Annotated in this window: 22 protein-coding genes; 9 read left to right on the top strand and 13 right to left on the bottom strand. The window is 68.6% G+C overall.

Going from position 1 to position 24,656, the window contains the following annotated elements:
- Positions 1-62 precede the first annotated feature (62 nt).
- Positions 63-2,318, top strand: a complete 2,256-nt coding sequence (locus AC0662_RS37105) for an FdhF/YdeP family oxidoreductase (RefSeq protein ID WP_478306523.1) — start codon at positions 63-65, stop codon at positions 2,316-2,318.
- Here the strand turns inward: AC0662_RS37105 and AC0662_RS37100 are convergent.
- Positions 2,293-3,468 (bottom strand): MFS transporter, encoded by a 1,176-nt coding sequence (locus AC0662_RS37100; protein WP_478306521.1) that lies wholly within the window; start codon positions 3,466-3,468, stop codon positions 2,293-2,295. The genes AC0662_RS37105 and AC0662_RS37100 overlap by 26 nt on opposite strands.
- A 68-nt stretch (positions 3,469-3,536) precedes the next feature.
- On the opposite strand from AC0662_RS37100, the gene AC0662_RS37095 reads away from it, so the two are divergent.
- Positions 3,537-4,136 carry a CGNR zinc finger domain-containing protein gene (locus tag AC0662_RS37095; RefSeq protein WP_478306519.1) on the top strand — a complete coding sequence of 200 codons (600 nt, stop codon included), beginning with the start codon at positions 3,537-3,539 and terminating at the stop codon, positions 4,134-4,136.
- On the opposite strand, the gene AC0662_RS37090 is transcribed toward AC0662_RS37095, so the two are convergent.
- The 5 genes from AC0662_RS37090 to AC0662_RS37070 form a co-directional block, all read right to left on the bottom strand.
- The gene (locus AC0662_RS37090) at positions 4,090-4,791 is read right to left on the bottom strand and encodes a nucleoside/nucleotide kinase family protein (RefSeq protein WP_478306517.1); all 702 of its coding nucleotides are present in this window, start codon (positions 4,789-4,791) and stop codon (positions 4,090-4,092) included. The two genes, AC0662_RS37095 and AC0662_RS37090, sit on opposite strands and share 47 nt — an antisense overlap.
- 121 nt (positions 4,792-4,912) lie before the next feature.
- Entirely contained in the window at positions 4,913-5,197 is a 285-nt protein-coding gene (locus AC0662_RS37085; protein WP_452201286.1) for a hypothetical protein, read from the bottom strand.
- 27 nt (positions 5,198-5,224) lie between these two features.
- Positions 5,225-5,896 carry a hypothetical protein gene (locus AC0662_RS37080; protein ID WP_478306515.1) on the bottom strand — a complete coding sequence of 224 codons (672 nt, stop codon included), beginning with the start codon at positions 5,894-5,896 and terminating at the stop codon, positions 5,225-5,227.
- A 208-nt stretch (positions 5,897-6,104) separates the two neighbouring features.
- Positions 6,105-8,306, bottom strand: a complete 2,202-nt coding sequence (locus tag AC0662_RS37075; RefSeq protein WP_452201282.1) for an MMPL family transporter — start codon at positions 8,304-8,306, stop codon at positions 6,105-6,107.
- A 259-nt stretch (positions 8,307-8,565) separates the two neighbouring features.
- Entirely contained in the window at positions 8,566-9,102 is a 537-nt protein-coding gene (locus AC0662_RS37070) for a M48 family metallopeptidase (RefSeq protein ID WP_137258184.1), read from the bottom strand.
- Between the two features lie 524 nt (positions 9,103-9,626).
- On the opposite strand from AC0662_RS37070, the gene AC0662_RS37065 reads away from it, so the two are divergent.
- The 3 genes from AC0662_RS37065 to AC0662_RS37055 all read left to right on the top strand — a co-directional run bounded on the left by AC0662_RS37065 (position 9,627) and on the right by AC0662_RS37055 (position 14,417).
- Positions 9,627-9,785: a DUF5679 domain-containing protein gene (locus tag AC0662_RS37065; protein ID WP_012922897.1), complete on the top strand. Its 159-nt coding sequence runs from the start codon at positions 9,627-9,629 to the stop codon at positions 9,783-9,785.
- A gap of 191 nt (positions 9,786-9,976) precedes the next feature.
- The gene (locus tag AC0662_RS37060) at positions 9,977-11,290 is read left to right on the top strand and encodes an ABC1 kinase family protein (protein WP_478306511.1); all 1,314 of its coding nucleotides are present in this window, start codon (positions 9,977-9,979) and stop codon (positions 11,288-11,290) included.
- 91 nt (positions 11,291-11,381) lie between these two features.
- Positions 11,382-14,417 carry an alpha-N-acetylglucosaminidase gene (locus tag AC0662_RS37055; RefSeq protein WP_478306509.1) on the top strand — a complete coding sequence of 1,012 codons (3,036 nt, stop codon included), beginning with the start codon at positions 11,382-11,384 and terminating at the stop codon, positions 14,415-14,417.
- On the opposite strand, the gene AC0662_RS37050 is transcribed toward AC0662_RS37055, so the two are convergent.
- Positions 14,377-15,852, bottom strand: coding sequence for an MFS transporter (locus AC0662_RS37050; protein WP_478306507.1), 1,476 nt, complete (start codon positions 15,850-15,852; stop codon positions 14,377-14,379). The two genes, AC0662_RS37055 and AC0662_RS37050, sit on opposite strands and share 41 nt — an antisense overlap.
- A gap of 103 nt (positions 15,853-15,955) precedes the next feature.
- Here AC0662_RS37050 and AC0662_RS37045 point away from each other — a divergent pair, with 103 nt between their 5' ends.
- Positions 15,956-16,741, top strand: a complete 786-nt coding sequence (locus AC0662_RS37045) for a DUF899 domain-containing protein (RefSeq protein WP_478306505.1) — start codon at positions 15,956-15,958, stop codon at positions 16,739-16,741.
- 1 nt (position 16,742) lies between these two features.
- On the opposite strand, the gene AC0662_RS37040 is transcribed toward AC0662_RS37045, so the two are convergent.
- Positions 16,743-16,910 (bottom strand): hypothetical protein, encoded by a 168-nt coding sequence (locus AC0662_RS37040; protein ID WP_452201272.1) that lies wholly within the window; start codon positions 16,908-16,910, stop codon positions 16,743-16,745.
- A gap of 18 nt (positions 16,911-16,928) precedes the next feature.
- Here AC0662_RS37040 and AC0662_RS37035 point away from each other — a divergent pair, with 18 nt between their 5' ends.
- Positions 16,929-17,456 (top strand): NUDIX domain-containing protein, encoded by a 528-nt coding sequence (locus AC0662_RS37035; protein WP_452201271.1) that lies wholly within the window; start codon positions 16,929-16,931, stop codon positions 17,454-17,456.
- A gap of 66 nt (positions 17,457-17,522) precedes the next feature.
- Here the strand turns inward: AC0662_RS37035 and AC0662_RS37030 are convergent, their stop codons facing one another.
- From AC0662_RS37030 to AC0662_RS37015, 4 genes are all read right to left on the bottom strand, one after another.
- Positions 17,523-17,741: a hypothetical protein gene (locus tag AC0662_RS37030; protein ID WP_452201269.1), complete on the bottom strand. Its 219-nt coding sequence runs from the start codon at positions 17,739-17,741 to the stop codon at positions 17,523-17,525.
- A gap of 33 nt (positions 17,742-17,774) precedes the next feature.
- Positions 17,775-18,062, bottom strand: a complete 288-nt coding sequence (locus AC0662_RS37025) for a WhiB family transcriptional regulator (protein ID WP_130383944.1) — start codon at positions 18,060-18,062, stop codon at positions 17,775-17,777.
- Positions 18,063-18,211: 149 nt separating this feature from the next.
- Complete coding sequence (locus AC0662_RS37020) at positions 18,212-18,409, bottom strand: hypothetical protein (protein WP_478306501.1); 198 nt, start codon at positions 18,407-18,409, stop codon at positions 18,212-18,214.
- A 352-nt stretch (positions 18,410-18,761) separates the two neighbouring features.
- Positions 18,762-20,885: an ATP-dependent DNA helicase UvrD2 gene (locus tag AC0662_RS37015; protein ID WP_478306499.1), complete on the bottom strand. Its 2,124-nt coding sequence runs from the start codon at positions 20,883-20,885 to the stop codon at positions 18,762-18,764.
- Positions 20,886-20,984: 99 nt separating this feature from the next.
- On the opposite strand from AC0662_RS37015, the gene AC0662_RS37010 reads away from it, so the two are divergent.
- Both AC0662_RS37010 and AC0662_RS37005 read left to right on the top strand, forming a co-directional pair.
- The gene (locus AC0662_RS37010; RefSeq protein WP_452201265.1) at positions 20,985-21,239 is read left to right on the top strand and encodes a mycoredoxin; all 255 of its coding nucleotides are present in this window, start codon (positions 20,985-20,987) and stop codon (positions 21,237-21,239) included.
- Positions 21,240-21,368: 129 nt separating this feature from the next.
- Positions 21,369-23,726: a Vgb family protein gene (locus AC0662_RS37005; RefSeq protein ID WP_478306497.1), complete on the top strand. Its 2,358-nt coding sequence runs from the start codon at positions 21,369-21,371 to the stop codon at positions 23,724-23,726.
- Here the strand turns inward: AC0662_RS37005 and nudC are convergent, their stop codons facing one another.
- The gene (nudC, locus tag AC0662_RS37000; RefSeq protein WP_478306495.1) at positions 23,727-24,650 is read right to left on the bottom strand and encodes an NAD(+) diphosphatase; all 924 of its coding nucleotides are present in this window, start codon (positions 24,648-24,650) and stop codon (positions 23,727-23,729) included.
- Between the last annotated feature and the right edge of the window lie 6 nt (positions 24,651-24,656).

The following is a 24,656-nucleotide window of genomic DNA, read 5'->3' as shown; positions in this document are numbered from 1 at the left end:
ATCTAGGCGTGGTCGCGTCTATCGAACCAGCGGATCGTCATAGATCGACCTATTGTTGAATCATGGTCGATATCGAGCAGCCGAAGCAGAAGGCTGCCGGCGTGCCCGCCGTGCTGTCGTCGTTCAAGTTCGGTCTCCGTGAGATGGGTGCGGTCCGCAGCGGCCGCGTCTTCCTGAAGATGAACCAGGACCGCGGGTTCGACTGCCCCTCCTGCGCGTGGCCGGACCCCGAGCACAAGCACACCGCGGAGTTCTGCGAGAACGGCGCCAAGGCGGTCGCCTGGGAGGCGACCCGCAAGCGGGTGCCGCGGGCGTTCTTCGCGGAGAACTCGGTCGAGGACATCCACCGGATCTCCGAGTTCGACCTCGGCAAGCTCGGCCGGATCACCGAGCCGATGCTGCTGCGGGCCGGCGCCACGCACTACGAGCCGGTCGGGTGGGACGAGGCGTTCCAGGTCGTCGCCCGGCACCTGAAGGCCCTCGCCGACCCCAACGACGCCGTCTTCTACACCTCCGGCCGGACCAGCAACGAGGCCGCGTTCCTGTACCAGCTGTTCGTCCGCGCGTACGGCACCAACAACCTGCCGGACTGCTCGAACATGTGCCACGAGTCCTCGGGTACGGCGCTGTCCCGCGTGATCGGCAGCGGTAAGGGCGCCGTCACGCTGAAGATGCTCGAAGAGTCCGAACTGATCGTGATCGTCGGGCAGAACCCGGGCACCAACGCGCCGCGGATGCTCACGCACCTCGAGGTCGCCAAGCGCAACGGCGCCGACATCGTCGCGGTCAACCCGCTGCCCGAGCCCGGCCTGATGACGTTCATGAACCCGCAGAAGCCCCGCGGCCTGGTCGGCAAGGGCACGCCGCTCGCCGACCAGCACCTGGGGATCCGGATCGGTGGCGACCAGGCGCTGTTCCTGGCCCTCGGGCACCTTCTGCTCGAGGCCGAGGCGGCGAACCCGGGCACCGTCCTGGACAAGGCGTTCGTCGATTCGCACACCAGCGGGTTCGAGCTCTACGCGAAACACAACACCGAGCTGGACTGGGACGCGGTCGAGCTGGCCACCGGGCTGCGCCGGGCCGAGATCGAGGAGCTGGCGCAGCGTTTCATCAAGTCCAAGGCGACCGTGATCTGCTGGGCGATGGGGCTGACGCAGCACCGCGAGGCGGTCGCGACGATCAGCGAGATCGTCAACGTGCTGCTGCTGCAGGGCAACATCGGCAAGCCGGGCGCCGGTCCGTGCCCGGTGCGCGGTCACTCGAACGTCCAGGGTGACCGCAGCATGGGGATCTGGGAGAAGGTGCCGGACGCCTTCCTGGACCGGCTCGACCGCGAGTTCGCGTTCACCGCGCCGCGCGAGCACGGTATCGACGCGGCCGCGACCGTGAAGCGGCTGCGGGACGGTGCCCTCCGGGTGTTCTTCGCGATGGGCGGCAACTTCGCGTCCGCGACGCCGGACACCGAGGTCGTGCATCGGGGCCTACGTGCGTGCGATCTCACCGTGCACGTGTCGACCAAGCTGAACCGGTCGCACACCGTCACCGGGCGGGAGGCGCTGATCCTGCCGACGCTCGGGCGCACCGACCACGACCACACCGCGGCCGGTCCGCAGTCCGTGTCGGTCGAGGACTCGCAGGGCGCCGTACACCTGTCGAAGGGGAACCTGATCCCGCCGGCGCCGGAGATGAAGTCCGAGATCGGGATCGTGTGCGGGCTGGCGCAGGCAGTCGTACCGGAGATCGGGCAGATTCCGTGGGCGGATTTCGCCGACGACTACAGCCTGGTCCGGCAGCGGATCGGGCGGGTCGCGGACGGGTACGAGAACTACGAGGACCGGTTGCGCGAGGGCGACGGCGGGTTCCTGCTGGCGCACGCGGCGCGCGACAAGCGCGAGTTCCGGACGTCGGACTCGCGGGCGCAGTTCACCGCGAACGACCTGACCTGGTTGCCGACGGCACCTGGTCGGCTGCTGCTCCAGACGCTGCGCAGTCACGACCAGTTCAACACCACGATCTACGGCCTCGAGGACCGCTACCGCGGCATCCACGGGACCCGCGACGTCGTCTTCGTGAATCCCGACGACCTGGCCGAGCTCGGTCTGAAGGACGGCGGGTACGTCGACATCGTCAGCGAGTTCCAGGGTGTCGAGCGACGCGCGTCGCACTTCCGGCTGGTCTCGTACCCGACGGCGCGTGGTTGCGTCGCCGCGTACTACCCGGAGACGAACGTCCTGATGTCGGCCGACGACCTCGCGAAGGGCAGCAACACTCCGGTCGCGAAGGGCCTGACCGTCAGGCTGGAGCCAGTCGCTTCCTGAACCACGGCTGCAGAAGAGCGAGTACGGCGGCGACCGCGGCGGTCGTCAACCACAACCCGGTCGGGCCCGTGGTCTTGAGCAGCTGGGTGACGGTGAGCGGGGCGATCGTGGTCGCAATGCCCCAGCTCAGGCCAAAGACGGCCAGGTAGCGGCCGCGCGCTTCGTCGGGCGCGAGGCCGGAAGCCTGGGTGAGGTAACGGGTCAGCAGGAACAGGTCGCCGAGGCTCCAGAAGATCGAGGCGCCGACGAAAAGCACCAGGTTGTGGGCCAACGCGGTGACGACCAGGCCGATGGCGACCAGGACATAGCCGATCGCGATCGACCGGAAGTCGTCCAGGTTCTGCACTCGCAGCAGGCGCTGCGCGGCGATCAGGGTGACCGCGGAGACGGCGAGGATGATGCCGGTGCCGGACTTCGGGAGTCCTTGCTCGAGCAGGGTGAGCGGCAGGCCGATGATCAACTGCATGTAGATCGTGGCGAACATCGTGCCGCCCGCGAGGAGCAGGAGCAGCCGTCGATCACGCCAGGCCGAAGCGGCCGGAGCTTGGTCCTTCGGGTGCTCTCGGCGTACGTCGGCCGGTAGCGCGAGCGCGACCAGGATCGCGCAGGACAGACAGGTGATCGCGTCGGCGACGAACAGCCAGCGCAGGTCCCAGTGGCTGATCGCGGCGGCGAGCAGACCGGCGAGAACGCCGGCCGCCGCAAGCGCCGCGCTGTAGAGGCCGTAGGCCGCAGGGCGGTCCGCCGGTTCGGTGACGTCGGCGATCATCGCCTGGCTCGGCGGCTCGTAGATCTCGAACGCGAGACCGAGCAGGACCGTGGCCAATACGGCGGACCACAGCGCGTGGCTGAGGGCGATCCAGAGTTGAGCGACCGCGCAGCCAGTGAGGCCGAGGACGATCGTGAGCCGGCGGCCGAGGCGGTCGGCGAGCTGGCCACCGAGCAGGCGGGACGGGATCGTCGCCGCGCCGAAGACCGCGAGGATCACGCCGGTCTCGGCGAGCGACGCGCCGAACTCGACCGCGAGCACCACGCCCAGGAACGGCAGCGTGAACGCGCCGATCCGGTTGACCGCCCGGGCGACGACCAGGATCCACACGGTCGGCGACACCCCGCGCCAGGGCGCGGTCACCGTGCTCGCAGCGCTCACGACGTACCTCCATGACTGTCTAAGTGGCTATGATCGGTCACGCAAGCTTGAGATTACGGAGGTGAAGCGTGACTGGTCAAGTGTCTTTTGATAGTCATGCCCGCAGCGTGCTGGCCGCGTCGGTCGAGTACGTGAACCGGCTGACGTCCGGGTACGCCGGAGGTGTAGCGTTCCATGCTCCGCCCGACACACCCGAGGCGGTGACGGAGGCGGTCGCCGAGGCGCTGACCGCGATCGGCCATCCGCCGAAGTCGGTACCGGTCGACGACGCACGGCGACTCGTGCGGCTCGCGGGCCGAATGCGGGTCGTGTTCGAGGCCGCGAGCTCCGGCGAGCTGGACGCCGCCGCGACCGAGATCAACGCGCTGCTGCTGGACACCAACGCCCGCCCGCAACTCGACCGCGGCCGGGACCGCCCGTGGAGCCTGCATTTCCACGGCCCGGACGAGCAACTGGCCAACGGGTGGGCCGCCGGCTGCGCGGCTGGTCTCGCGCTCGCGGTCGGTAGTGATCTAGCCGGACGCTTGGGTCTCTGCGCGGCGCCCCAGTGCGACCGGGTTTTCGTCGACGTGTCGAAGAACGGTCAGCGGCGCTTCTGTTCGCCGCAGTGTCAGAGCCGGGTCAAGGCCGCCGCGCATCGAGCCCGTCAGCAGGCCGCGGCCGAGTGAGTGTCGGGTTCGCCGGATCCTCGTTGCCGACGACGAGTTGGGCCCGATCGGCCGGGCGGACGTCGTCGACGTACATTCGCTCACCCGGGATGTAGCGGTTGCGGTAGCGCTCCTCCGCGGCCTCGGCTGACGCCATCCACGCTTGATCGCGCGCGGCGCCGCGGCGCAGTACCGTCTCGAAGTCGATGTGGACGTAGATCCGCAGGTCCCACCCATCGTCGAGTTCCGGTCGTTGCAGGAAGCAACCATCAGCGATCAGGACTGCTTGTGGTGTGGCTGTTCTGATCGGGAAGTCCAGCACAACCTGAGCGTTGGCCTCCCGCATCGCCGCCGTATAACGCCGATCCCCACCCGGCCCAAGCGGCCCCAGCAGCCGGTCACGAATCGCGGCGTGGTCGTACATCTCGAAGTAGTAGCTCTCCGGAGAATCGATCGGGTACGTCGTCCGCAACTCAGGCGCCCGCTTGAAGTAATCGAGACCAACCCGAATCACCTCACGCCCACTCCGCTGACGCAGTACGTCGGCCAACTCATCCCCGAGCGTCGTCTTCCCAGCAGCCGAACACCCGTCAACCCCAACCCGCACCGGATGCGCCCGCTCCACCGCCAGAATCTCCCCCGCCAACTCCCCCAGCACCGCACCACGCTCACCCATACCCGCCATCCTCCACCCCAGCGAGCGCCCCACCCGAACGGTTTTCGCGACTCACAGCGAAAGCGGTCGGAGGTGAAACGCGTGCGGCACCCGCCCGGTCTCGAAGTACCACGCGAATACCTCAGAGCTCCACGAAATTCGACTTCGCCAGCTTGGAGACGGCAGAGGTGATGGCGGTGCGCGTTATCTGGGGAACGACGAGGATGTTCGACAGCGTGGTGTATCCGGAGGATCGGACCTCGTCCGACACCTCCTGCTGCAGGCGAACCGCGTCGTACACCGTCAGGTTCCACACCCGATCACCGCTGCGGACGACGAGGTCTACGAGATAGCCCTTCGACTCGGTCTCGAATTCGTAGCCGTCCAGGTATGACGGAAACTCGATCTCAAAGGGAGCTCCTGACAAGTTCCACCTACCTCGTCGTGGTTTCGCTCATCCACGTTGGAAGATCGGTAGCAGGGTCGTGTTCCAGATCCCGTGCTGTAGTGAGAGGAAGAGTAGCCAGACCGCGGCCGGCATCGCTGCCCGGATCCACCAGGGCAGGCGGTTGACCAGGATGGCCATCGCGATCAGGGCGAGGCCGGCGGCCAGGCCGGGCGCGGTGAGTGCGATTGCCTGGGGTCGCTCGGGCCAGCAGGAGGTGTGGGTGCACGGGGTGTCCGGTCCGCCGAAGGTGTACGGGTGGCTGAGGAGGTACCCGAGCAGCGAACCACCGATCACGAGCACCCCGCTGATCCCCTGGACGAGCGCCGCACCCTCACCACCCCGAGCCTGACGCCACAAATGCCCAACGCCTCCCGATCCTTCAAGCAGGCGGGGCAGGCCGGTTGTTGCGGCGAGCGTTATCGCCATCCACAGAACGAGTGCTGCCCAGGTGAGGTCGAGAGGCTTGCCAAGATCGGTGCCACCCCGTGGGTCGACGGTGGTCAGGTAGAAGCTCAGGCCCGCGCCCACCCAACCGAACACGAGCACACCGATCAGCGCGCTAATCAGCAGACCCGCTTGACCAGCGAGAAACAAAACACGCCGGTACGCCGAGCCCGTGCCTGAACCTGCCTCGACGCCGACCCGGCCCTCCGGATCCCCCGCGTCCCCAGCAGTCACCGCGCCCCCTCGCCGCTCGGATCACCCGCCCCGGCGTCCATCATCCCCGCGACCACAGGTCACCGCCGCGCGGAGCGCACCGCAGGCCCACGCCGAACCCACGCCGTGCCGAGTGCGCCCGGCGCTCGTCACCGCGGTCGCCCCGTCCACACAGGCGAAACGGCGGGCGCCCCGCCCGAGTTGGTTCGGGTGGGGCGCCTGTGGGTGGTTAGCCGACGGGGGTTAGTTCGCGCTCTTCCTCCGCGGACGGGGGAAGGGTGGTGTGCTTCGGGCGGGTTGGGCGGAGCCATTTGGGGGCCCACCAGTTGGCGTCGCCGAGGAGGGTCATCACGGCAGGGAGGACGACCGCGCGGATGATCGTCGCGTCGATCAGGATCGCGACAGCGAGGCCGACGCCGAGTTGCTTCATGTCGAGGGTGCTCAGGGTCGCGAAGACCGCGAACACACCGATCATGACCGCGGCCGCGCTGGTGACCACGCCGGCCGAGCCGGTGATGCCTTCGGCGACGGCTTGCCGGGTCGGCACGCCGCGCAGTACCGCCTCGCGGATCCGGCTCACGACGAACACGTGGTAGTCCATCGACAGGCCGAACAGCACCACGAAGAGGAACAGTGGCAGCCAACTGACCACCGCGCCGTTGGAGCGGAAGTGCAGCAGCCCTTCGGCCCAGGTGTTCTGGAAGACCGCGGTGACGACGCCGTACGCCGCTCCGGCGCTCAGCAGGTTCAGCCCGATCGCGGTGACCGCGACCACCACCGACCGGAACGTCACCATCATCACGATCAGCGTCAGCAGCAGCACGAACCCGATCACCAGCGGCAGCTTGTCCCGGGTGTGCGCCGCATAGTCGACGTCCGCGGCCACGAAGCCGCCGACGGCGTACTCGACTCCCGGCACCTTGCCGACGGTCTCCGGCATCAGATCCTTGCGCAGCTTGGCCAACGAGTCGCGCGCCTGCTGGCTGCCCCCCTCGTACGGCGTTGCGACCTCGAGCGTCGCGACGGTGCCGTCCTTGGAGAACCGCGGCTCCTCGAGACCGTCCGACGCGAACAGCTTGTCGCCCTTGGTCTTCTGCATCAGCTCGGCCAGCGCCGCCTTCACCGCGGGCTCCTGATTGGCCGGAGCCCGTACGGCGACCTCGTGGCTCGTCCCCGTGCTCGGGAACGCGGCGGTCAGCCGGTCGTACGCCTTCATCACCGAGGTCGTGCGGGGCAGGTCCTCGGTGCCCGGGAACTTCAGCGTCATCCCGAGCGCCGGCGACGCGACCGCGAGCAGCGCGGTGACGGCGACCAGCAGCGTCGCGATCGGGTGCTTCAGAGCCGGCTTCAGCACCGTCGGCCAGAACCGCGGCTGTCCCTTGCTCGCCGTCAGCCGCCAGAGCAGCGGGATCCGCGGACGATCCACCCAGCGCCCGAGCTTCGCCAGTACGGCGGGGAGCACGGTCAGCGAACCGACGACGGCCACCGCGACGACCAGGATCGAACCGACCGCGAAGGACGAGAACACCGCGTCGCGGGCGAGGAACAGCCCGGCCATCGAGATGATCACCGCCGTACCGGAGACGACGACCGCGTGGCCCGAGGTGGCCGCGGCGATCTCGACCGCGTCGACGTGACCGCGGCCCTTGGCACGCTCCTCACGTTCGCGGCGCAGGTAGAAGAGTGAGTAGTCGACGCCGACCGCCATACCGATCAGCAGGATGACGCTGTTGACCGCGTCGACCGCGGGCACGAGCTGTGATGCGGCAGCCGATAACCCGATCGCGGCGGCGACGGCGGACAGCGCGAGCAGCAACGGCACCGAGGCGGCGATCAGGGCGCCGAACGCGATCAGCAGGATCGCCAGCGTGACCGGCAGGCTGAACATCTCGGCCCGTTTGAAGTCCTTGCCGAGCGTCTCGCTGAGCGCCTTGTCGATCGAGAGGCCACCGACCTCCTCGATCCGGAGGTCCGGATACTGCTTCTGGACCTGCGCGGTGGTGTCGAGCAGCGGCTGCACGCGAGCGTCCTTGTCGGCGCCCTCGGCCGCGTCCTTCAGCGTGACCCGGACGATCACCGCGTCCTTCTGCGGCGACGGCATCGGCTGAGCGACCTCCGCGACCCCACCGAGGCCGCGCATCCGCTGGATCACCGTGCCGGCGGCCGTGGTCGCCGCCGCCTGGTCGAGCTGCCCGGACGGCGCCGTGATCAGCACGCTCTCCACGTCCGGGTCGTCGAAGTTGCCGGACTTGACGATGTTGTCCGCCCGGGTCACCTCACCGATGTCACCCTCGTTCTTCGACTCCTTCGTCCCGGTCATCGAACCGAGCGCGAAACAGGCGACCACGACGACAACCCACATCGCGATCGCCCGCCACGGATGGGTGGCGCTCCAACGCGCCGCCCGCACCGTGATCTGTCCCCTGGCCATACCGTCCCTGCCCCTCTGCGCCCCCTCAGGCGCCCCACCCGGCGCCCCCTGGCGTGGCACCGGCTACGGGACAAAAGCCTCGCTGGCGGACACAGTCCGGGACCATGCAGGAGACCCCCGAGTTCCCCCTGGGGGAAACCCCACCCCACCCTTTCTCGTACGCCCTACGCCACCTGAGGACCGGCCGTCGCGCAAGCGCGCGGGAGCCCTTTCCCGTACGCCGTACGCACCCGGTGATCGGATGTCCTCGGGAGGCGGGTCAGAAGTCCTCGAGGTTCAGGGACGAGGCGGCGGAAACGCCCTCGAGGTACCCCTCGGCGCGCTCGGCCTTGGGGTAGCGGTGCACGAGATCCCAGAAGGTGGCGTTGTGGGTCGGCTCGATCAGATGGGCCAGCTCGTGCACCAGGACGTAGTCCACAACCCACCCCGGCATCGACTGCAACCGGGTCGACAACCGGATCGACCGGTCCGCCGGAGTGCAGGATCCCCACCGTCTGTTTTGGTTCGAAACCCACCTCACCGACGCAGGTTCGGGCACTTCGGGGAGGTGGCGACACGCGAGTTCGTGTGCTCTGGCCAACAATTTTTCGTCCGACACGCGCGATCGGCTGCGCTGCTTCTCCAGCCGCGCCAACATGGTCTCTACCCAGCGCGCCTCCTCGACGGCGGACAGCCGGTCGGGCATCAGCACGACCACTCGCTCGCCGTCCCGGTAGGCGCTGACTGTGCGCTTGCGGCGCTTGCTGCGACGGATGTCCACGTACGGCGGGATCGGGCGCGGTGGAGAGTCGGCCATGGCTCAAAAATGTACCCCCCGAATCCGACAAGTTTCTTCGGTGCACACCCTGTGAATTCCTGTTTCCGCAGGTCAGATGCCAGATCTTGAGCCCGCCGCCCCCTGTTGTTCACACCGTGTTCCCCAGCCCGTCCACCGTGCCCGACGGCGCGTCCCACAGGTTGCGCACAGAGTTATCCACAGGGGTGGACAACGCGGTCTTGCCACCGGGGCCGTGGCCTCCTAGCGTCGTCTGCAACAGGCTCCCGGACCGCCGCCGGGGCCGCTCGGAGGGGAAGCCGAGCGGTTCTGGCGGCGGAACCCCGGGAGCCTGTTCCGTGCCGGCGAAAGTTTCGGTAAGGGTTTTCCTCGGGGGATTCAGGCGGCACGCGGGCCATCAGGTGCGCTTGAGCCTGCGCCAGAAGGCCGTAGGGTGAATCCCGACTGGGCCGAACGGCCTACGGCAGGAAGGTCTGCCGTTAGCATCCAACGACTGCCCGGGGCGAGACCCCCGGGCTGTAATTCAGAGCAAGGAGAGGGCCCTCATGGCAGAGACCTGGAGCGGCGAGTTCTACTGCGTCAAGTGCAAGGCCAAGCGCACCGCCGACGGCGAGGTCAAGGTCAACGACAAGGGCACGCGCATGGCGAAGGCCAAGTGCCCCGAGTGCGGTACGAACCTGAACCGGATCCTCGGCAAGGCCTGACGCACCAAGTCGTAGAAGAGGCGGTGCCCGGCACGTTGCGCGTGCCGGGCACCGCCTTCGTCGTCCCCGGACCGGAGCACGCCGCGGGACACGCTCCGGGACACCCTCTGGGGCGCCGTCCGGGGACATGTTCGGGCGACACACGGCGACCCCACGGTGGCCGGGCTTGAGCGACCGGACAGAATGGGAGAGTGTCGGACCTTCCTCGTAAGGCGCTGAGCCGGACCGCGAAACTCGCCAGCCTGCCGCTCGGCGCCGCCGGGCGCGCGACGGTCGGCCTCGGCAAGCGCATCGGTGGTGCGCCCGCGGAGGCGGTGCTGGCCGAGTTCCAGCGCCGGACCGCCGACCAGTTGTTCGCCGTCCTGGGCGAGCTCAAGGGCGGCGCGATGAAGTTCGGGCAGATGCTCAGCCTGATGGAGTCCGCGATGCCGGAGGAGCTCGCGGCGCCGTACCGGGCGACCCTGACCAAGCTGCAGGACTCCGCCCCGCCGATGCCGGCCTCGACCGTGCACACGATCCTGTCCCGCGAGCTCGGGAAGCGCTGGCGGGACCGCTTCGAGGAGTTCGACGACCTGCCCGCGGCGGCCGCGTCGATCGGCCAGGTGCACCGTGGCCGGCTCAAGGACGGCCGCGAGGTCGCGGTCAAACTGCAGTACCCGGGGGCCGCCGAGGCTCTCCGGTCGGACCTTCGCCAGCTCGGCCGCTTCGCCCGCACGATCGGCACGCTGGTCCCCGGTCTGGACGTGAAGCCGCTGATCGCCGAGCTCCAGGAGCGGATCGGTGAGGAGCTCGACTACGACCGTGAGGCCCAGGCCCAGCAGCAGTACGCCGACGCATTCAAGGACCACCCGGAGTTCGTCGTCCCGCGGGTGGTGAAGCACTCCCCCACAGTGATCGTGTCCGAGTGGATCGAGGGCCGCCCGCTGTCGTCGTACATCACCGAAGGCACCAAGGAGGAGCGGGACGCGATCGGGCTGAAGTACGTCCGGTTCATGTTCAGCGGGCCGAAGTACGCCGGTCTGCTGCACTCCGATCCGCACCCGGGGAACTTCCGCGTCATGGAGGACGGAAGGCTCGGCGTGGTCGACTTCGGCCTGTGCGCCCGGCTGCCGGACGGTCTGCCGCCGGCGATCGGGCGGCTGCTGCGGATCTCGCTGCGCGGCGACGGAACGGCCGTCCGGGACGGGCTCAAGGCCGAGGGCTTCATCAAGCCGCGGATGGACATCGATCCGGACCAGCTGATGGATTACCTGGCGCCGTTCGCGGAGCCGGCCAAGGAGGAGACGTTCCAGTTCAGCCGGGCGTGGATGCGCGCGCAGGCGAACCGGACCGGTGACTTCCGCTCGCCGCACGCGTCGCTGGCGCTCCGCCTCAACCTGCCGCCGTCGTACCTGCTGATCCATCGCGTCTGGATCGGCGGCATCGCCGTGCTGTCGCAGCTCGAGGCCGAGGCGCCGTTCCGGGCGGTGCTCGAGGAGCTGCTGCCGGGCTTCACGGAGGACTGACTTTCTGCGCATTAGTGCGCTCAAGCCTTGACGTCTGCGCATTTACAGCCTCTTAATGTAGCGACCTTTCCTTTCCTGGAAGGACCGCCCAATGCGCCGATTCCTGGCCTTCACCGTCCCCTTCGCCCTCCTGGCCACGGCCACCACCGCCGCCCAGGCAGGCCCGCCGCAGCCCTGGGACACCACCTCTGTCGGAGCCGTGATCAAGCGGCTCGTCCCCGCTCAGGCCGCACAGGTCGAGCTCCGCGCCCTCCCGCCGACCGGTGAGTCGTACGACGTCGACCGGCACGGCCAGAACGTGCGGATCTCGGCCACCACGCCGAGCGCGATGCTGGCCGGCTTCAACGCGTACCTCGAGCAGGTCGCCCGCGTCGACGTCTCGTGGAACGGCGACTCGCTGGCCCGCCTCCCCCGCACCCTGCCCACTCCACAACAACCGCTGCACCAGTCGGCCACGGTCGCCAACCGCTTCGCGCTCAACGACACCGACGACGGCTACACCGGCGCGTACCGCACCTGGGCCGAGTGGGAGCACGAGATCGACGTCCTCGCCCTGCACGGGATCAACGAGGTCTTCGTCCCGGTCGGGGCGGAGGCGGTGTACGTCGACACGTTCCAGCAGTTCGGGTACTCCGAGAGCGACCTGCTGAGCTGGGTCCCGCAACCGAGCCACCAACCGTGGTGGCTGCTGCAGAACATGTCCGGCTTCCCGGCCGCGATGACCGCCGACCAGGTCCGCCAGCGCGCCGACCTGGGGCGCAAGATCATCACCAGACTGCGCGATCTCGGCATCACCCCCGTGCTCCCCGGGTACTTCGGTACGGTCCCGCCCGGCTTCGCAGCAAAGGTCCCTAGCGCGCGTACCGTGCCGCAGGGCAACTGGGTGGGCTTCCAGCGACCGGACTGGCTCGACCCGACGAGCACTCCGTTCGCCGACGTGGCGAAGGCGTTCTACGCCAGCTCCGAGCGGCTGTTCGGCCGCAGTACGCACTACAAGATGGACCTGTTGCACGAGGGAGGCCAGCCCGGTCCAGTACCGGTCGGTGCAGCTAGCAAGGCAGTCCAGGACGCACTGGAGGCCGCACGTCCCGGAGCCACCTGGGTGTTCCTCGGCTGGCAGAGCAACCCGCGGGCGGACACGCTGGCGGGCATCGACCGCTCACGCATCCTGATCGTGGACGGCCTGTCGGACCGGACCGACCAGAACCGCAACAAGACCTGGCCGGACTCGACGTACGCCTTCGGCTCGATCTGGAACTTCGGCGGTCACACCACGATCGGTGCGGCCACGACGACCTGGGAGGACCGATTCTGGCGCTGGCGCTCGGAAACCGGCAGCAGGCTCGACGGCATCGCGGTGATGCCCGAAGCGAGTGACAACAACCCAGCGGCCTTCGAGTACCTCACCGGTCTCGCGTGGCGCAGCGGACCCATCGACCGGGACACCTGGTTCCGGGACTGGTCCCAGCGTCGGTACGGCGGTTCTGACCAGGCATCCGCGACGGCGTGGACCGCGATCGGCAAGACGGCGTACTCGCTCGCCGGAAGCAGTGAAGCGCAGGACGGTCTGTACGCCGCCACTCCTTCGCTGACCGCCGACTCCGCGGCAACGTGGTCGCCCAGCTCGATGCAGTACGACGCCACTGACTTCGCAGCCGCACTACCGGCGCTCCTCTCGGTCGATCGACGGCTGCGCGGCACAGCGGCGTACCGCTATGACCTGATGGATGTGACGCGGCAGGTGCTGTCGAACCGGAGCAGGACGTTGCTCCCGCGGCTCAAGGCGGCGTACGACGCCAAGGACCTCGCGACCTTCGACACGCTCAAGGCGCAGTGGCTGGACCAGATGGCTCTGCTGGAGCAGGTGACGGCGACAAACCGGCAGACGATGCTCGGACCGTGGCTGGCGAACGCCGGCGACGCGTCACTGCAGAAGAGCGCCCGCACCATCCTCACCATCTGGGGTACGCGGGCCGGGTTCAACGCCGGTCTGAGTGACTACGCCAACCGCGAATGGTCCGGTCTGATCAGCACGTACTACGCCCCGCGGTGGAAGGCATACCTGGACGACCTGTCCGCAGCGCTGCGGGACAGCCGGGCACCGTCCACCTTCGACTGGTACCAGCGCGGCGCCGACTGGACGGCGTCCACGACGCCACTCCCCCAGAAGCCGACCGGTGACATCCACCAGGTCGCACAGCAGGTCGTCAGCTACCTGACCGCACACCCTGAACCGGTCGCGCTGACAGCCACCGCTACGCCGGCCAACGTTCCGGACGGCGCCAAGACGACCGTGACGGCCAGTCTGCGCAATGTCGACCCGTTCCAGACCGCCTCCAACGTCAGCGTCACTCTGACCGCTCCAGCCGACAGCGGCCTCACCGTGGAACCAGCGTCCGTCGCCATCCCCCGACTGGCACCTGGTGAACGCACCACCGCTTCCTTCGCCGTGACAGCGACAGGACCCGCAGCGCACCTGACAACAACCCTGACTGCTCGCACCGATCAGTCAGCAGCGTCTGTCCGCGTCCTACGCGCTGGACCAGTGCAGGAGCCGAACCGCACGCTCACGACCAACAACGCCGTATTCGCCCAGTCCGGTGACTCCTACCTCATCGAAGGCGCCGGAAACGACATGTGGGGTACGACGAAGCAGTACGGCACCATCTACCGCCAGAACGCCCTGGTGGCAGGCGGATCGCTCACCACTCGCGTTGTCACCCAGGACCGCACCGGTCCCTGGGCACGAGCCGGACTGGTCATCAGCCCCGACCTGACCAAGACCGGCAGCGCCGGACTGGCCGACATCGCGATCACTCCGGACAACGGGTGCGTCTACTCGTGGGACTCCGACGGCAACGGGTCCCTGGACCAGTACCGCAACGTCACCGGTCGGACTGCTCCCCAGTGGCTGCGCCTCACGCGGGACGGCGACACCGTGACCGCGGCGTGCAGCCCGGACAGTACGACGTGGACCACGATCGCGAGCTCCGTCGTACCGGCGGGGGCTGTGCTTGATGGCGGTCTGTTCATGTCGGCCGCGAACGGCGGTGCTGGGACTCGTGGCGCCGCCGAGTTCACCGGCTTCAGCTCTGCCGGCCCAGCGCAGGTACCGAGCGGAGGGTGACGGCCAGCAGGATCGCCATACCGGTCAGTGCGACGGCGGTGATCCCCGCAGCCAGGTGAAGACCTGAGGTGAACGCGTGTCGGGCGGCGTCCAGTACGTCGCCCGACGCGCCCTGGCTGATCGCCTCGCCGAGCGAGTTGCCGCCGCGGCCGTCCATGCGGCCCCGGTACACCACGGTCACCACGCTGCCCAGCACCGCGATGCCGAGCGAGTAGCCGAACTCGTTGCCGGTCTGGGTCAGCGCGCCGGCCGATCCTGCCTGCTCCGGCGGGACCGAACCGATGACCAGGTTCGTGCCGAGGATGACCAGCGCGCCGGGCCCGAAGCACTCCACCGCGAACGCGACGACCAGGACCGTCGTCGACGTCGTCTGGCTGACCACGACCATCCCGGCGACCGTGAACGCGACACCGGCCGGGATCAGGATGCCCGGGCGGATCCGCCGAGCGAGCCGCGGCGCGAGCTGGAAGCCGATCGTCGACGTGATCATGCCCGGCACCAACGCCAGCCCGGCGGCCAGCGGCGTCATCCCCTTCACCAGCTGGAAGTACTGCGCGACGAACACCATCACGCCACCGGACAGCATCGAGTACGCCGTCATGCTGCCGAGCGTCACGCTGAAGGTCCGCCGCGTGAACAGCCGCACGTCGACCAACGGTTCGGCCAGGCGCAACTGCCGTCGTACGAAGAACCACCCGAACACGCCCCCGAACACCAGGGCTCCGACCGACTGCGCACCGGCCCCGTGCGCCGCCAGGTGCTTGAGACCGTGAATGGCCGGCAGGATCGCCGCCAGCGACAGCACCACACTCGGTACGTCGATCCGCCCGGCCTTCTCGTTCCGGTACTCCGGGAGCAGGAACGGACCGATCGCGAGCAGCGCCACCATCGCCGGGACACCGATCAGGAACGCGGAACCCCACCAGAAGTGGTTCAGCAGCACACCCCCGACGATCGGCCCGACCACGGCGCCGACCGTGAAACAACCGCCCCAGACGCCGAGCGCGGTCGCCCGCTGCCGCTCGTCCGGGAACAGCGTGGAGATCAGCGCCAGCGTGCACGGCGCGATCGCCGCGCCCGCGATCCCCAGCACCGCTCGGGCCCCGATCAGCATGCCGGGGCTCACCGAGTACGCCGCCACGATGGAGGCGACCCCGAACACGCCGGCCGCGATCAGCAGCAGGCGCCGTCGGCCGAGCCGGTCGCCGAGGCTGCCCATCGTGATCATCAGGCCGGCCACCATGAACCCGTACACGTCCAGGATCCACAGCTGCCGGCTGCTGGTGGCGCCCAGCGCCTCGGTGACGGCCGGAACCGCGAGCAGCATCACGAACAAGTCCAGTGACACCAGCAGCGTTGCCAGGCACAGAACGCTCAGGGCGATCCACTGCCGCCGGCCGGTCGCCACGGTGTCGGCCTCGAGGGTGCGGGTCATGAGTGCGGTCCTTCCACAGGAGTGTCTTCACTCCCTGCGTCGACCGGATCACCCCGGAATCGACATAGGCTCGGAAGAAGTCCCCCGACGAGCGGAGAGCGCGATGACGGCGTCCGGAAATCTTCCCGAGGTCGTGTCGGAGCAGGAGTGGCTGGCCGCCCGCCGCGAACTGCTGCGGCTGGAGAAGGAGGCGACCCGAGCGCGGGACCGCCTGAACGCCGAGCGACGGCGGCTGCCGATGGTCCGGGTCACGAAGCCGTACGTGTTCGAGGGGCCGGACGGGCCGGTGGGTCTGCTCGACCTGTTCGAGGGCCGGGATCAGCTGGTGATCCACCACTTCATGTTCGGGCCGGACTGGGACGAGGCGTGCCCGAGCTGTTCGTCCGCCGCAGACGAGATCGGCAACCTCCGCCAGTTGCACGTTCGCAACACGTCACTCGCGGCCGTGTCCAGGGCGCCGTACGAGAAGATCGCCGCGTTCAAGGAGCGGCTGGGCTGGACGTTCCCGTGGTACTCGTCGTACCCGGGCGACTTCAACTACGACTTCCACGCCACGCTCGACGATCGGGTCGCGCCGGTGCTGCTGCACTTCCGGACGCAGGACGAGCTGGCGGCCGAGAAGGGTACGCCGTGGACCGACGGGCCCTGGACCGCGGACATGAACGGCGAGGAGATGCCCGGGATCAGCGCGTTCCTCCGGGTCGGCGACGACGTGTTCCACACCTACTCGACGTTCGGCCGCGGGATCGAGGACTTCCACAACGGCTACCGCTACCTCGACCTCACCGCCCTCGGGCGCCAGGAGGCGTGGGAGGAGCCGGCCGGACGCGCCGAACCGCTGGGCCTGCAGGTCGGCGGCCCGTCGGTGCGGGTACCGGATCAGTACTGACTCACCAGTGGACCGAGTCCAGCTTGCCCTCGATACTGCGCACGTTCTCCCGGGCGCAGCGATCGCAGTACAACAGCCTGCGGCCACCCTCGATCGACGTCACCCAGGTCAGCGGCGCATCCTCCGACTCAGCCTGCTGACCACACAACGCACACGTAGCAACTCCCATACGACTAGTCTGCACCGAGTGCGATGGACCGTTCACAACGAGGCCGAAGTCTGGGGCAATCGATGGCTGAGCGTCCGGCGCTTGGACGTCGAGCAACCCGATGGGGAGCGGTTCGACTACCACGCCGTCCGGCTCAAGGACATCGCCGCGGCGGTCGTCCTCCGCGACGCGCACGTGCTGCTGATGTGGCGGCACCGGTTCCTCACCGACACCTGGGCGTGGGAGCTCCCGATGGGGATCATCGAAGTCGGTGAGACCCCGATGGCCGCGGCGGCGCGGGAGCTCGAGGAAGAGACGGGGTGGCGGGCGGGTGAGCTGACCGAGCTGATCCGGTCCGAGCCGGCCGCCGGGATCATGGACTCGCGGCATTTCGTGTACTCCGCGGCTGGCGCCGTACGGGTCGGTGAGCCGACGGAGCGGAACGAGTCGGATCGGATCGAGTGGGTCCCGTTGGCCGACGTACCGGGGATGATCGCGCGGCACGAGATCGTCAGTGGGATCACGCTGATCGGTCTGCAGCAGGCGCTGCTTCAAAGACGTGGCTGAGGGGCGGCTCCCCCTTTGGGAGCCGCCCCTCAGTGATTCAGCTGGTCAGGCTGTGTTTCTGGTGTTTCAGACGAGGCGGGCGAGTGCGAGGCGCGCGCGTGCGCTGGCCCTCTCAGCTCGCCGGCCGGCCCGCTCGGCCTGCTTCTGCGCCTTCTCGATCTGGTGAGCGAGGCGGAAGCGCCGGTTCTGCTCGGCGTCGTTCAATTTGAAACGACAATGAGCACGGGCGAGATCTTCATTGAGTAAATGCATTTCGGTGCTCCTGTGCAAAGTCTGTGTGGTCATCGTTCGGACTCGTTTCGGATGGTTGGAAGTCGCTCAGGCTGCAGTTACGGTGTCGCTCTTGCGCGGGCGTCCGCGGGGCCGCTTGCGCGGAACCACCACACCCTGGACGAACAGCTGGCCGCCCCACACTCCCCACGGCTCGGAACGCTCGAGCGCTCCGGCCAGGCACTCGGCCTGAAGTGGGCAGGTCGTGCAGAGAGACTTCGCGTACTCGACGTCCGCCGGCGATTCGGCGAAGAAGAGTTCTGGCGCGTAGGACCGACAGGGCAGGTCCTGCGACGTTGCCACCTCGGTGAAGACATCGAGGAAGCTCACGCTCATTCCGGTCACCTCCCAGTGACTTTGGTGCTGATCTCTTGTCGTCCGTGACGACTACCGGTTGGTAGTCACCAAAACTGTGCTGACAAACAAAAGGGCCGCGGGACCCTTTTCGGGTTCCGCGGCCTTGGAGGTGCCGGCTCTGACGTCTGTCAGACCGGTGGACTCCATGCTCGAGAACCCGAACCGCCGTACTTCACATCGCCGACAGCTCCGCCCTTGAACTGGGCAGCGCCGGAAGCCATGAGCACAACGGTCGCGACGTGCAGGCGCGGCGAGGCACCCTGAATCGGGGCGCACGGCAGCGCGGCAGCGTCGCTGAACGGCTTCTTAACCGTGTTGGTGAGCATTTCCAGGGCACCTCCTCTCGTTGTGGCGAAGCGGGCGGTTAGCTCGATCGCTATGGTTGTTTGAAGTTTTCGGCCAGGCTTCGACCGCAGAAAGAACAGTACGCCGCCGGAGTCGGAGCCTGCAAACTATTTATCGCCAGTTTGCGAAGTTGGCCGGAAGTTGCCGCTCCGACGGCCGGATCTGGCGGCCGATGCGGGATTCCGGCACGCTCCGGGGCGCCGTCCGCACGCTCCGAGATCGTTGCCTCTGTCACCTAACTGCCACGTCTGCCAGGAGCAGAACACGGCATGTCCTCCAGGGTGCACCCCGGCTCCCGGGCCTGGCAACAGATTTGCCCGTAGGGGCAGCGGCTCAGCGCGTGCAGAGGTTGAGGATGTGCTCGCCGTACTTCGCCAGCTTGGTGTGGCCGATGCCCGGGATCTGCCGGAGCGCCTGGGGATCGCTGGGCCTGGTCTCGGCGATCGCGGTCAGCGTCGCGTCGGTCAGGATCACGAAGGCCGGCATCCGCTCCGACTCCGCCTGCTCGGTCCGCCACTCGATCAGAGCGTCGTACAGCTTCTGGTCGATCGTGGACGGGCAGCTCTCGCAGCGGCCGAGCTTGCGCGCGCCGGGGTCGAGGAGCCCGCGGCCGCAGACGCGGCACTTCGGGATCGGTCGGCCGGACTTCGACGAGCTCGAGGTCGACGGGCGCTCCCAGCCCACCGAGGACGACGGGGTCCACTCGGTCCGCGCGCTGCGGACACCGATCGGGTCCAGGAACCGGGTCGGTCCACGCGTGCCCCGGCCGCCGGGCGAGCGGGATGTCGACCAGCTGACGAACAGCTGCTGCTTCGCCCGTGTCACGCCGACATAGAACAGCCGCCGCTCCTCCTCCACCTGCGCCGGCGTCTGGGCGTAGCTGATAGGCAGCGTCCCCTCGTGCGCCCCGACGATGAAGACGCAGTCCCACTCCAGGCCCTTGGCCGCGTGCAGCGTCGCCAAGGTGACACCCTCCGCCAGCGGCGCGTGCTGGATCGTCGCCCGGCGGTCCAGCTCGGCCATCAGCTCCGGCAGGCGGGCGTCAGGATGCTCCGAAGCGAAGTCCGACGTCATCGTCACCAGCGCGCTCAGCGACTCCCACCGGTCCCGCACCGCGCCGGTCCCGGTCGGCGGCTCCGGCGACCACCCGGCCCCCGCCAGTACGCCGGTCACCGTGGTCACCAGGTCGTCGGACAGGTCCCCGGCCTTCGCCTGACCCCGCAGCAGTACGGCGGCCTGCCGGATCTCCGCCCGCTCGAAGAACCGCTCCGCGCCCTTCAGCACCGTCGGGATCTTCCGCTCGGCCAGCGCCTGCTCGAAGTTCTCGGACTGCGCGTTGGTCCGGAACAGTACGGCGATGTCGCGCAGCGCGACGCCCTCGTCCTTCAGCCGCACCACCGCCCGCGCCACCGCGTCCGCCTCCGCGACCTCGTCGGAGTACTCGCGGTAGACCGGGCTCGGACCGGCCTCCTTCTGCGACCGCAGGGTCACTCGGCCGGGCAGCCCCTTCGGGCCGGCGGCGTCCAGGATCTTGTTCGCCACGTCGACGATCTGCGGAGTCGACCGGTAGTCGCGCACCAACTTGATCACCGTCGCCGACGGGTGCCGGGACGCGAAGCGGACCAGGTTCTCCGGCTCGGCACCGGCCCACGAATAGATCGTCTGCGCCGGGTCACCGACCACGCAGACGTCCTCGCGGCCGCCGAGCCACAGGTCCAGCAGGCTCTGCTGCAGCGGCGAGACGTCCTGGTACTCGTCCACGACGAACGTCCGGTACTGACGGCGGATCTCCGCGGCGACCCGCTCGTCCTCCGCGAGCAGCGCCACCGCACAGAGCAGCACGTCCTCCAGATCGATCCGCCCGCGCTCGAGCTTCACGTCCTCGTACGCCGCGAAGATCCGCGCGATCGTCGCCGGGTCGAACGCAGCGAGTGCCCGCCCCGACTTCGGCGCCAGCCGCGCGTAGTCGTCGGGCCGGACGTTGCTCACCTTGGCCCACTCCACCTCACCGGCCAGGTCGCGCAGCGCGGGCGTGTCCACCCTGACGCGGCACCGCGACGCCGCCTCGGTGAGCAGCGGGAACTTGCGATCGGCGATCTGCGGCAGCTCCCCGCCGTACACCTTGGGCCAGAAGAAGCGGGCCTGGCGGAGCGCGGCGGAGTGGAAGGTTCGCGCCTGCACGCCCTGGACGCCGAGTTGCGCGAGCCGGCCGCGCATCTCGCCGGCCGCCCGCTGGGTGAACGTCACCGCGAGCACCCGGACCGGGTCGAAGGTGCCGGTGCGGACGCCGTACGCGATCCGGTGGGTGATCGCCCGCGTCTTCCCGGTCCCCGCGCCCGCCATCACCGCGACCGCCCCGTGCAACGACGTCGCGACCGCCCGCTGCTCCGGGTCGAGGGCCTCCAGGAGGTCCTCGGCGGAGGCCGATCGTGTGAAGTCGCTCACGGGTTGAGACATGCGGGAACAGCACCACCTGGACCATGGTTCGAATACGTCGAAGGCAACCCTAGACGGGACGCCCGACAGATTCCCCTCCCACTCCACAGGAGTCCGCCGATGTCGCCGACCTTGAGCAACACCGTCACGATGTACTCAACGCCCTGGTGCGGCTACTGCCACCGACTCAAGGGTCAGCTCAAGCGGGCCGGTATCGAGTTCACCGAGATCGACATCGAGCAGGTCCCGGGGGCCGCCGAGATCGTCGAGAAGATCAACAACGGCAACCAGACGGTGCCGACCGTGGTCTTCCCGGACGGCACCGCGATGACCAACCCGTCGCTCGCCCAGGTCGCGGACAAGCTCGTCGCCTGAGGGCTCCCAGCTGACATATCGGCACTGACGCACATATCGGCACCGGCTCGGGTCATATCACCCGAGTTATGGACATTACGGCCATGACCGTTATACCTTGCGATGAACTACGTCGCAGGGAGTCCGCCCATGTTCTCGCGCCGTCCTGTCGGTCAGTTCCTGATCACTCTCGCTGTCACGCTCGGCCTGCTCGCCACGGGCGGGCTGAGCGCCGGCGCCGCACCGCCGGGCGACCGGCCCGATCCCTTCCCGTCGGAGACCTGGCCGCTCGGCACTCCGACGAAGCCGTTCGCACCGGCCGCCGATCCCATCAAGGACCTCGGCTCACCGATCAGTTCGCTGACGATCATGGAGGGCGCGGTCGGCCGCACGCCCGACGGTCGCGACGTCGTGTACGCCGTACCGGCCGGCGAGAACGCCCGTTTGAACGTCGTCGACCTGCACTCGCGCGAACTCATCCGTACCGTGCCGCTGCCGGGAGCCGCCGGCGGCTGGGCGATCGTCGTCACGCCGAACGGCGATGTCTACCTCGGCACCTACGCGAACGCGCACCTCTACCGCTACAGCCCCGTCACCGGTGAAGTGACCGACCTGGGCCAGCCCATTCCGGGCGAGTCCCAGATCTATGGCCTCACCTCCGACCAGGCCGGCAACGTGTACGCCGGGACGTACCCGACCGCGCATGCCTTCAAGTACGACGCCGGCACCGGTCAGGTCACCGACTACGGCTCGCTCGACCCGGTGCAGCAGTACGCGCGGTCCACGGTCTACGACCCCGACCACAACAAGCTGTTCGTCGGCGTCTCCACTCCGAACGCCAGGCTGCTCCGCATCGACGTCGCCACCAAGGCCGTCGAGGACATCACTCCCCCGGGGACGACGGCCAAGGACTTCATCGACCTGGACTACGCCGGCGGCAAGGTGTTCGCGAATGCCAGCAGCCGGCTGGTGGTGGTCGACGCGGTCACCGGTGAGCAGGTCAAGTACACCGACGCCACGACCGGCCAGCAGGTGATGGACTACCCGATCGCCGCCCGCGGTGTCTCCGCGGCTGGTCCGGGTGGCGTCTACTTCACCAACAACACCCTGGCTCTCACGCACTACGACCTGGCCACCAACACGGTCGGTCCGGTCTCACCGGCGCGCACGCTGACCCGTGGTGCCTCGATCGGCTACGGCTGGGTGACCGAGAACGGCGTACCGGTTCTGTACGGCCTGGCGGGCAACTACTCCGGTGGGACGTTCCGGTACAACCCGGCGGACGGGACGCTGGCGCAGTGGAGCTCACCGTTCCAGTACGTGCCGTCTCCACTCATGCACGCGCTGGCCGACCCGTCCACGGGCAAGGTGTTCGTCAACGTCTATCTGAACGGCACCACCGGCATCTACGACCCCGCGACCGGCAAAACGGCCACCACCACCCGGCAGGGACAGGTGGAGGGCTGGGCATGGAACGGCGCCGGCAAGATGTACGTCGGCATCTATCCGTACGGCCGTCTCTCGCTCTGGGACCCGACCGCGCCGGAGAGCCCGACCAACCCGAAGGAACTGTTCAGCCTGGTCGACAGTGACCACCAGAACCGGCCCGTCTCAGTAGTCCCCGACGGCAACCAGGTGTACGTCGGAACCACTCCGGCGTACGGCGAGTACGGCGGCGCGCTGACCGTCTACGACGTACCCACCGGGAGCCACACCGTCTACCGCAACCTGGTGACCGACCAAACCATCGCCTCCATCCTCCCGACCGGAGCGAACGTCTGGGCCGGCTCCAGCATCGAGGGCGGTCAAGGCACTGACCCGCGGGCCACCGAGGCGCACCTGGTCAAGGTCGACCCCGCAACGGGACAGGTGCTCACCGACGTCGTACCCGTGCCCGGTGCGGCAAGCATCAACGAGCTGACGACCGGACCGGACGGCAACATCTGGGGACTGGCCGACGGCATCGTCTTCGCCGCCGATCCGGTGACGGGCGCAGTGCAGCGCCTGCTGCCGGTCTTCAGCGGAGCTACCGGTTCACAGGACGGCGCACTGTCCTGGCGAGACGGCTACCTGTACGGCGTGACTGGCGGGCGACTGTTCGAGGTGGACAGCCTCAGCGGCCACACGACTGTCCTGCACAGCCGCGGTCTCAACCGGCTCACTCAGACGCCGAATGGCACCTATTACTCGCTGCTCCGGCCGGACGGGTTCGTCAACCCGACCAATCTGGCCTCGTACACCCCGCCGACAGACACCTGCGCGCAGTCGGATGTCAGGGCGACGGTCTGGACGGGCAACATCGACAGCCACGTCCAGAACCGATTCCTCACCTACGGCTGCAGCTTGACCGACACACTGCCCAGTGCGAAGGCGGACTGGCCTAGCCATGGCGCGTACGTCGTCGCGGTCGACCGGAAGCTCCGGCAACTCGAGGCGAACGGGAGCGTGGAGAAGTGGGAGGGCGTCCTCATCCGAGTCGCCGCGGCGAGGTCGAACGTAGGTAGCTAGTCACCAGCTCCCGGTGAGGCTCTCGCCGTACCAGCCTTCGATGAGGCGGCGGGAGATGGAGATCGCACCCGGGAGGGCCATCGTGCCGGCTTCGACCAGCACGCGGACGTCCTCCCGGGTGAACCACTTCGCCTCGGCGATCTCGTCCTGGTCCACCTCGATGTCGAAGCCCGTCGCCTTCGCGTAGAACCCGAGCATCAGGCTGGCGGGCAACGGCCACGGCTGGCTCCCGGCGTACTCGATCTCCGGGCCGACGATCACCCCGGTCTCCTCGAGCACCTCACGCCGTACGGCGGCCTCCAGCGACTCACCCGGCTCCACGAACCCGGCGAGCGTGGAGTACCGCCCGACCGGCCACGCCTCGTTACGGCCGAGCAGCGCGCGGTCCTGGTCGTCGGTGACGAGCACGATGATCGCCGGGTCGCTGCGCGGGAAGTGCGACAGCCCGCACACCGGGCAGCGCCGGACGTGCCCCGCCTCGACCACCTCGGTGTGGGCGCCACAGTTCGCACAGTGCGTGTGCACGCCGTGCCAGTTGGACAGTCCGATCACGTGGACGGCGATTCCGGCCTCACGGTCGCTCAGTACGGCGCCGAGCTCGCGCAGACCGCCGTACGACTCGTCGGCGTCGCCCTCGACCAGGACGCCGAAGACCGCCCGTCCGTCGGCGGTCATCCCGGCACCGGACTCCCGGTCGATGCCGAGGAAGATCCGGGTGCCCTCCGGCGCCTCGGACGGCTGCACGAACCGCAGCGCGGCACGGTCTTCGGTCACCTGGATCTGGTCGCCGGTGACGACGACGACCTGTGTGTCGGGGGCGGCCCACGCCTTCTCCAGCCAGTCGTCGTCACGGCGGCGGTCGGCGGCGCGGTCGAGGACGGACCGGGACAGGGCTAGCGAACCGGAAGCGATGGAGTAGGCCACGTGCCT

The sequence above is a fragment of the Kribbella sp. NPDC043289 genome (assembly GCF_056436705.1).
This window is presented reverse-complemented; position numbering and strand designations above follow the sequence as displayed.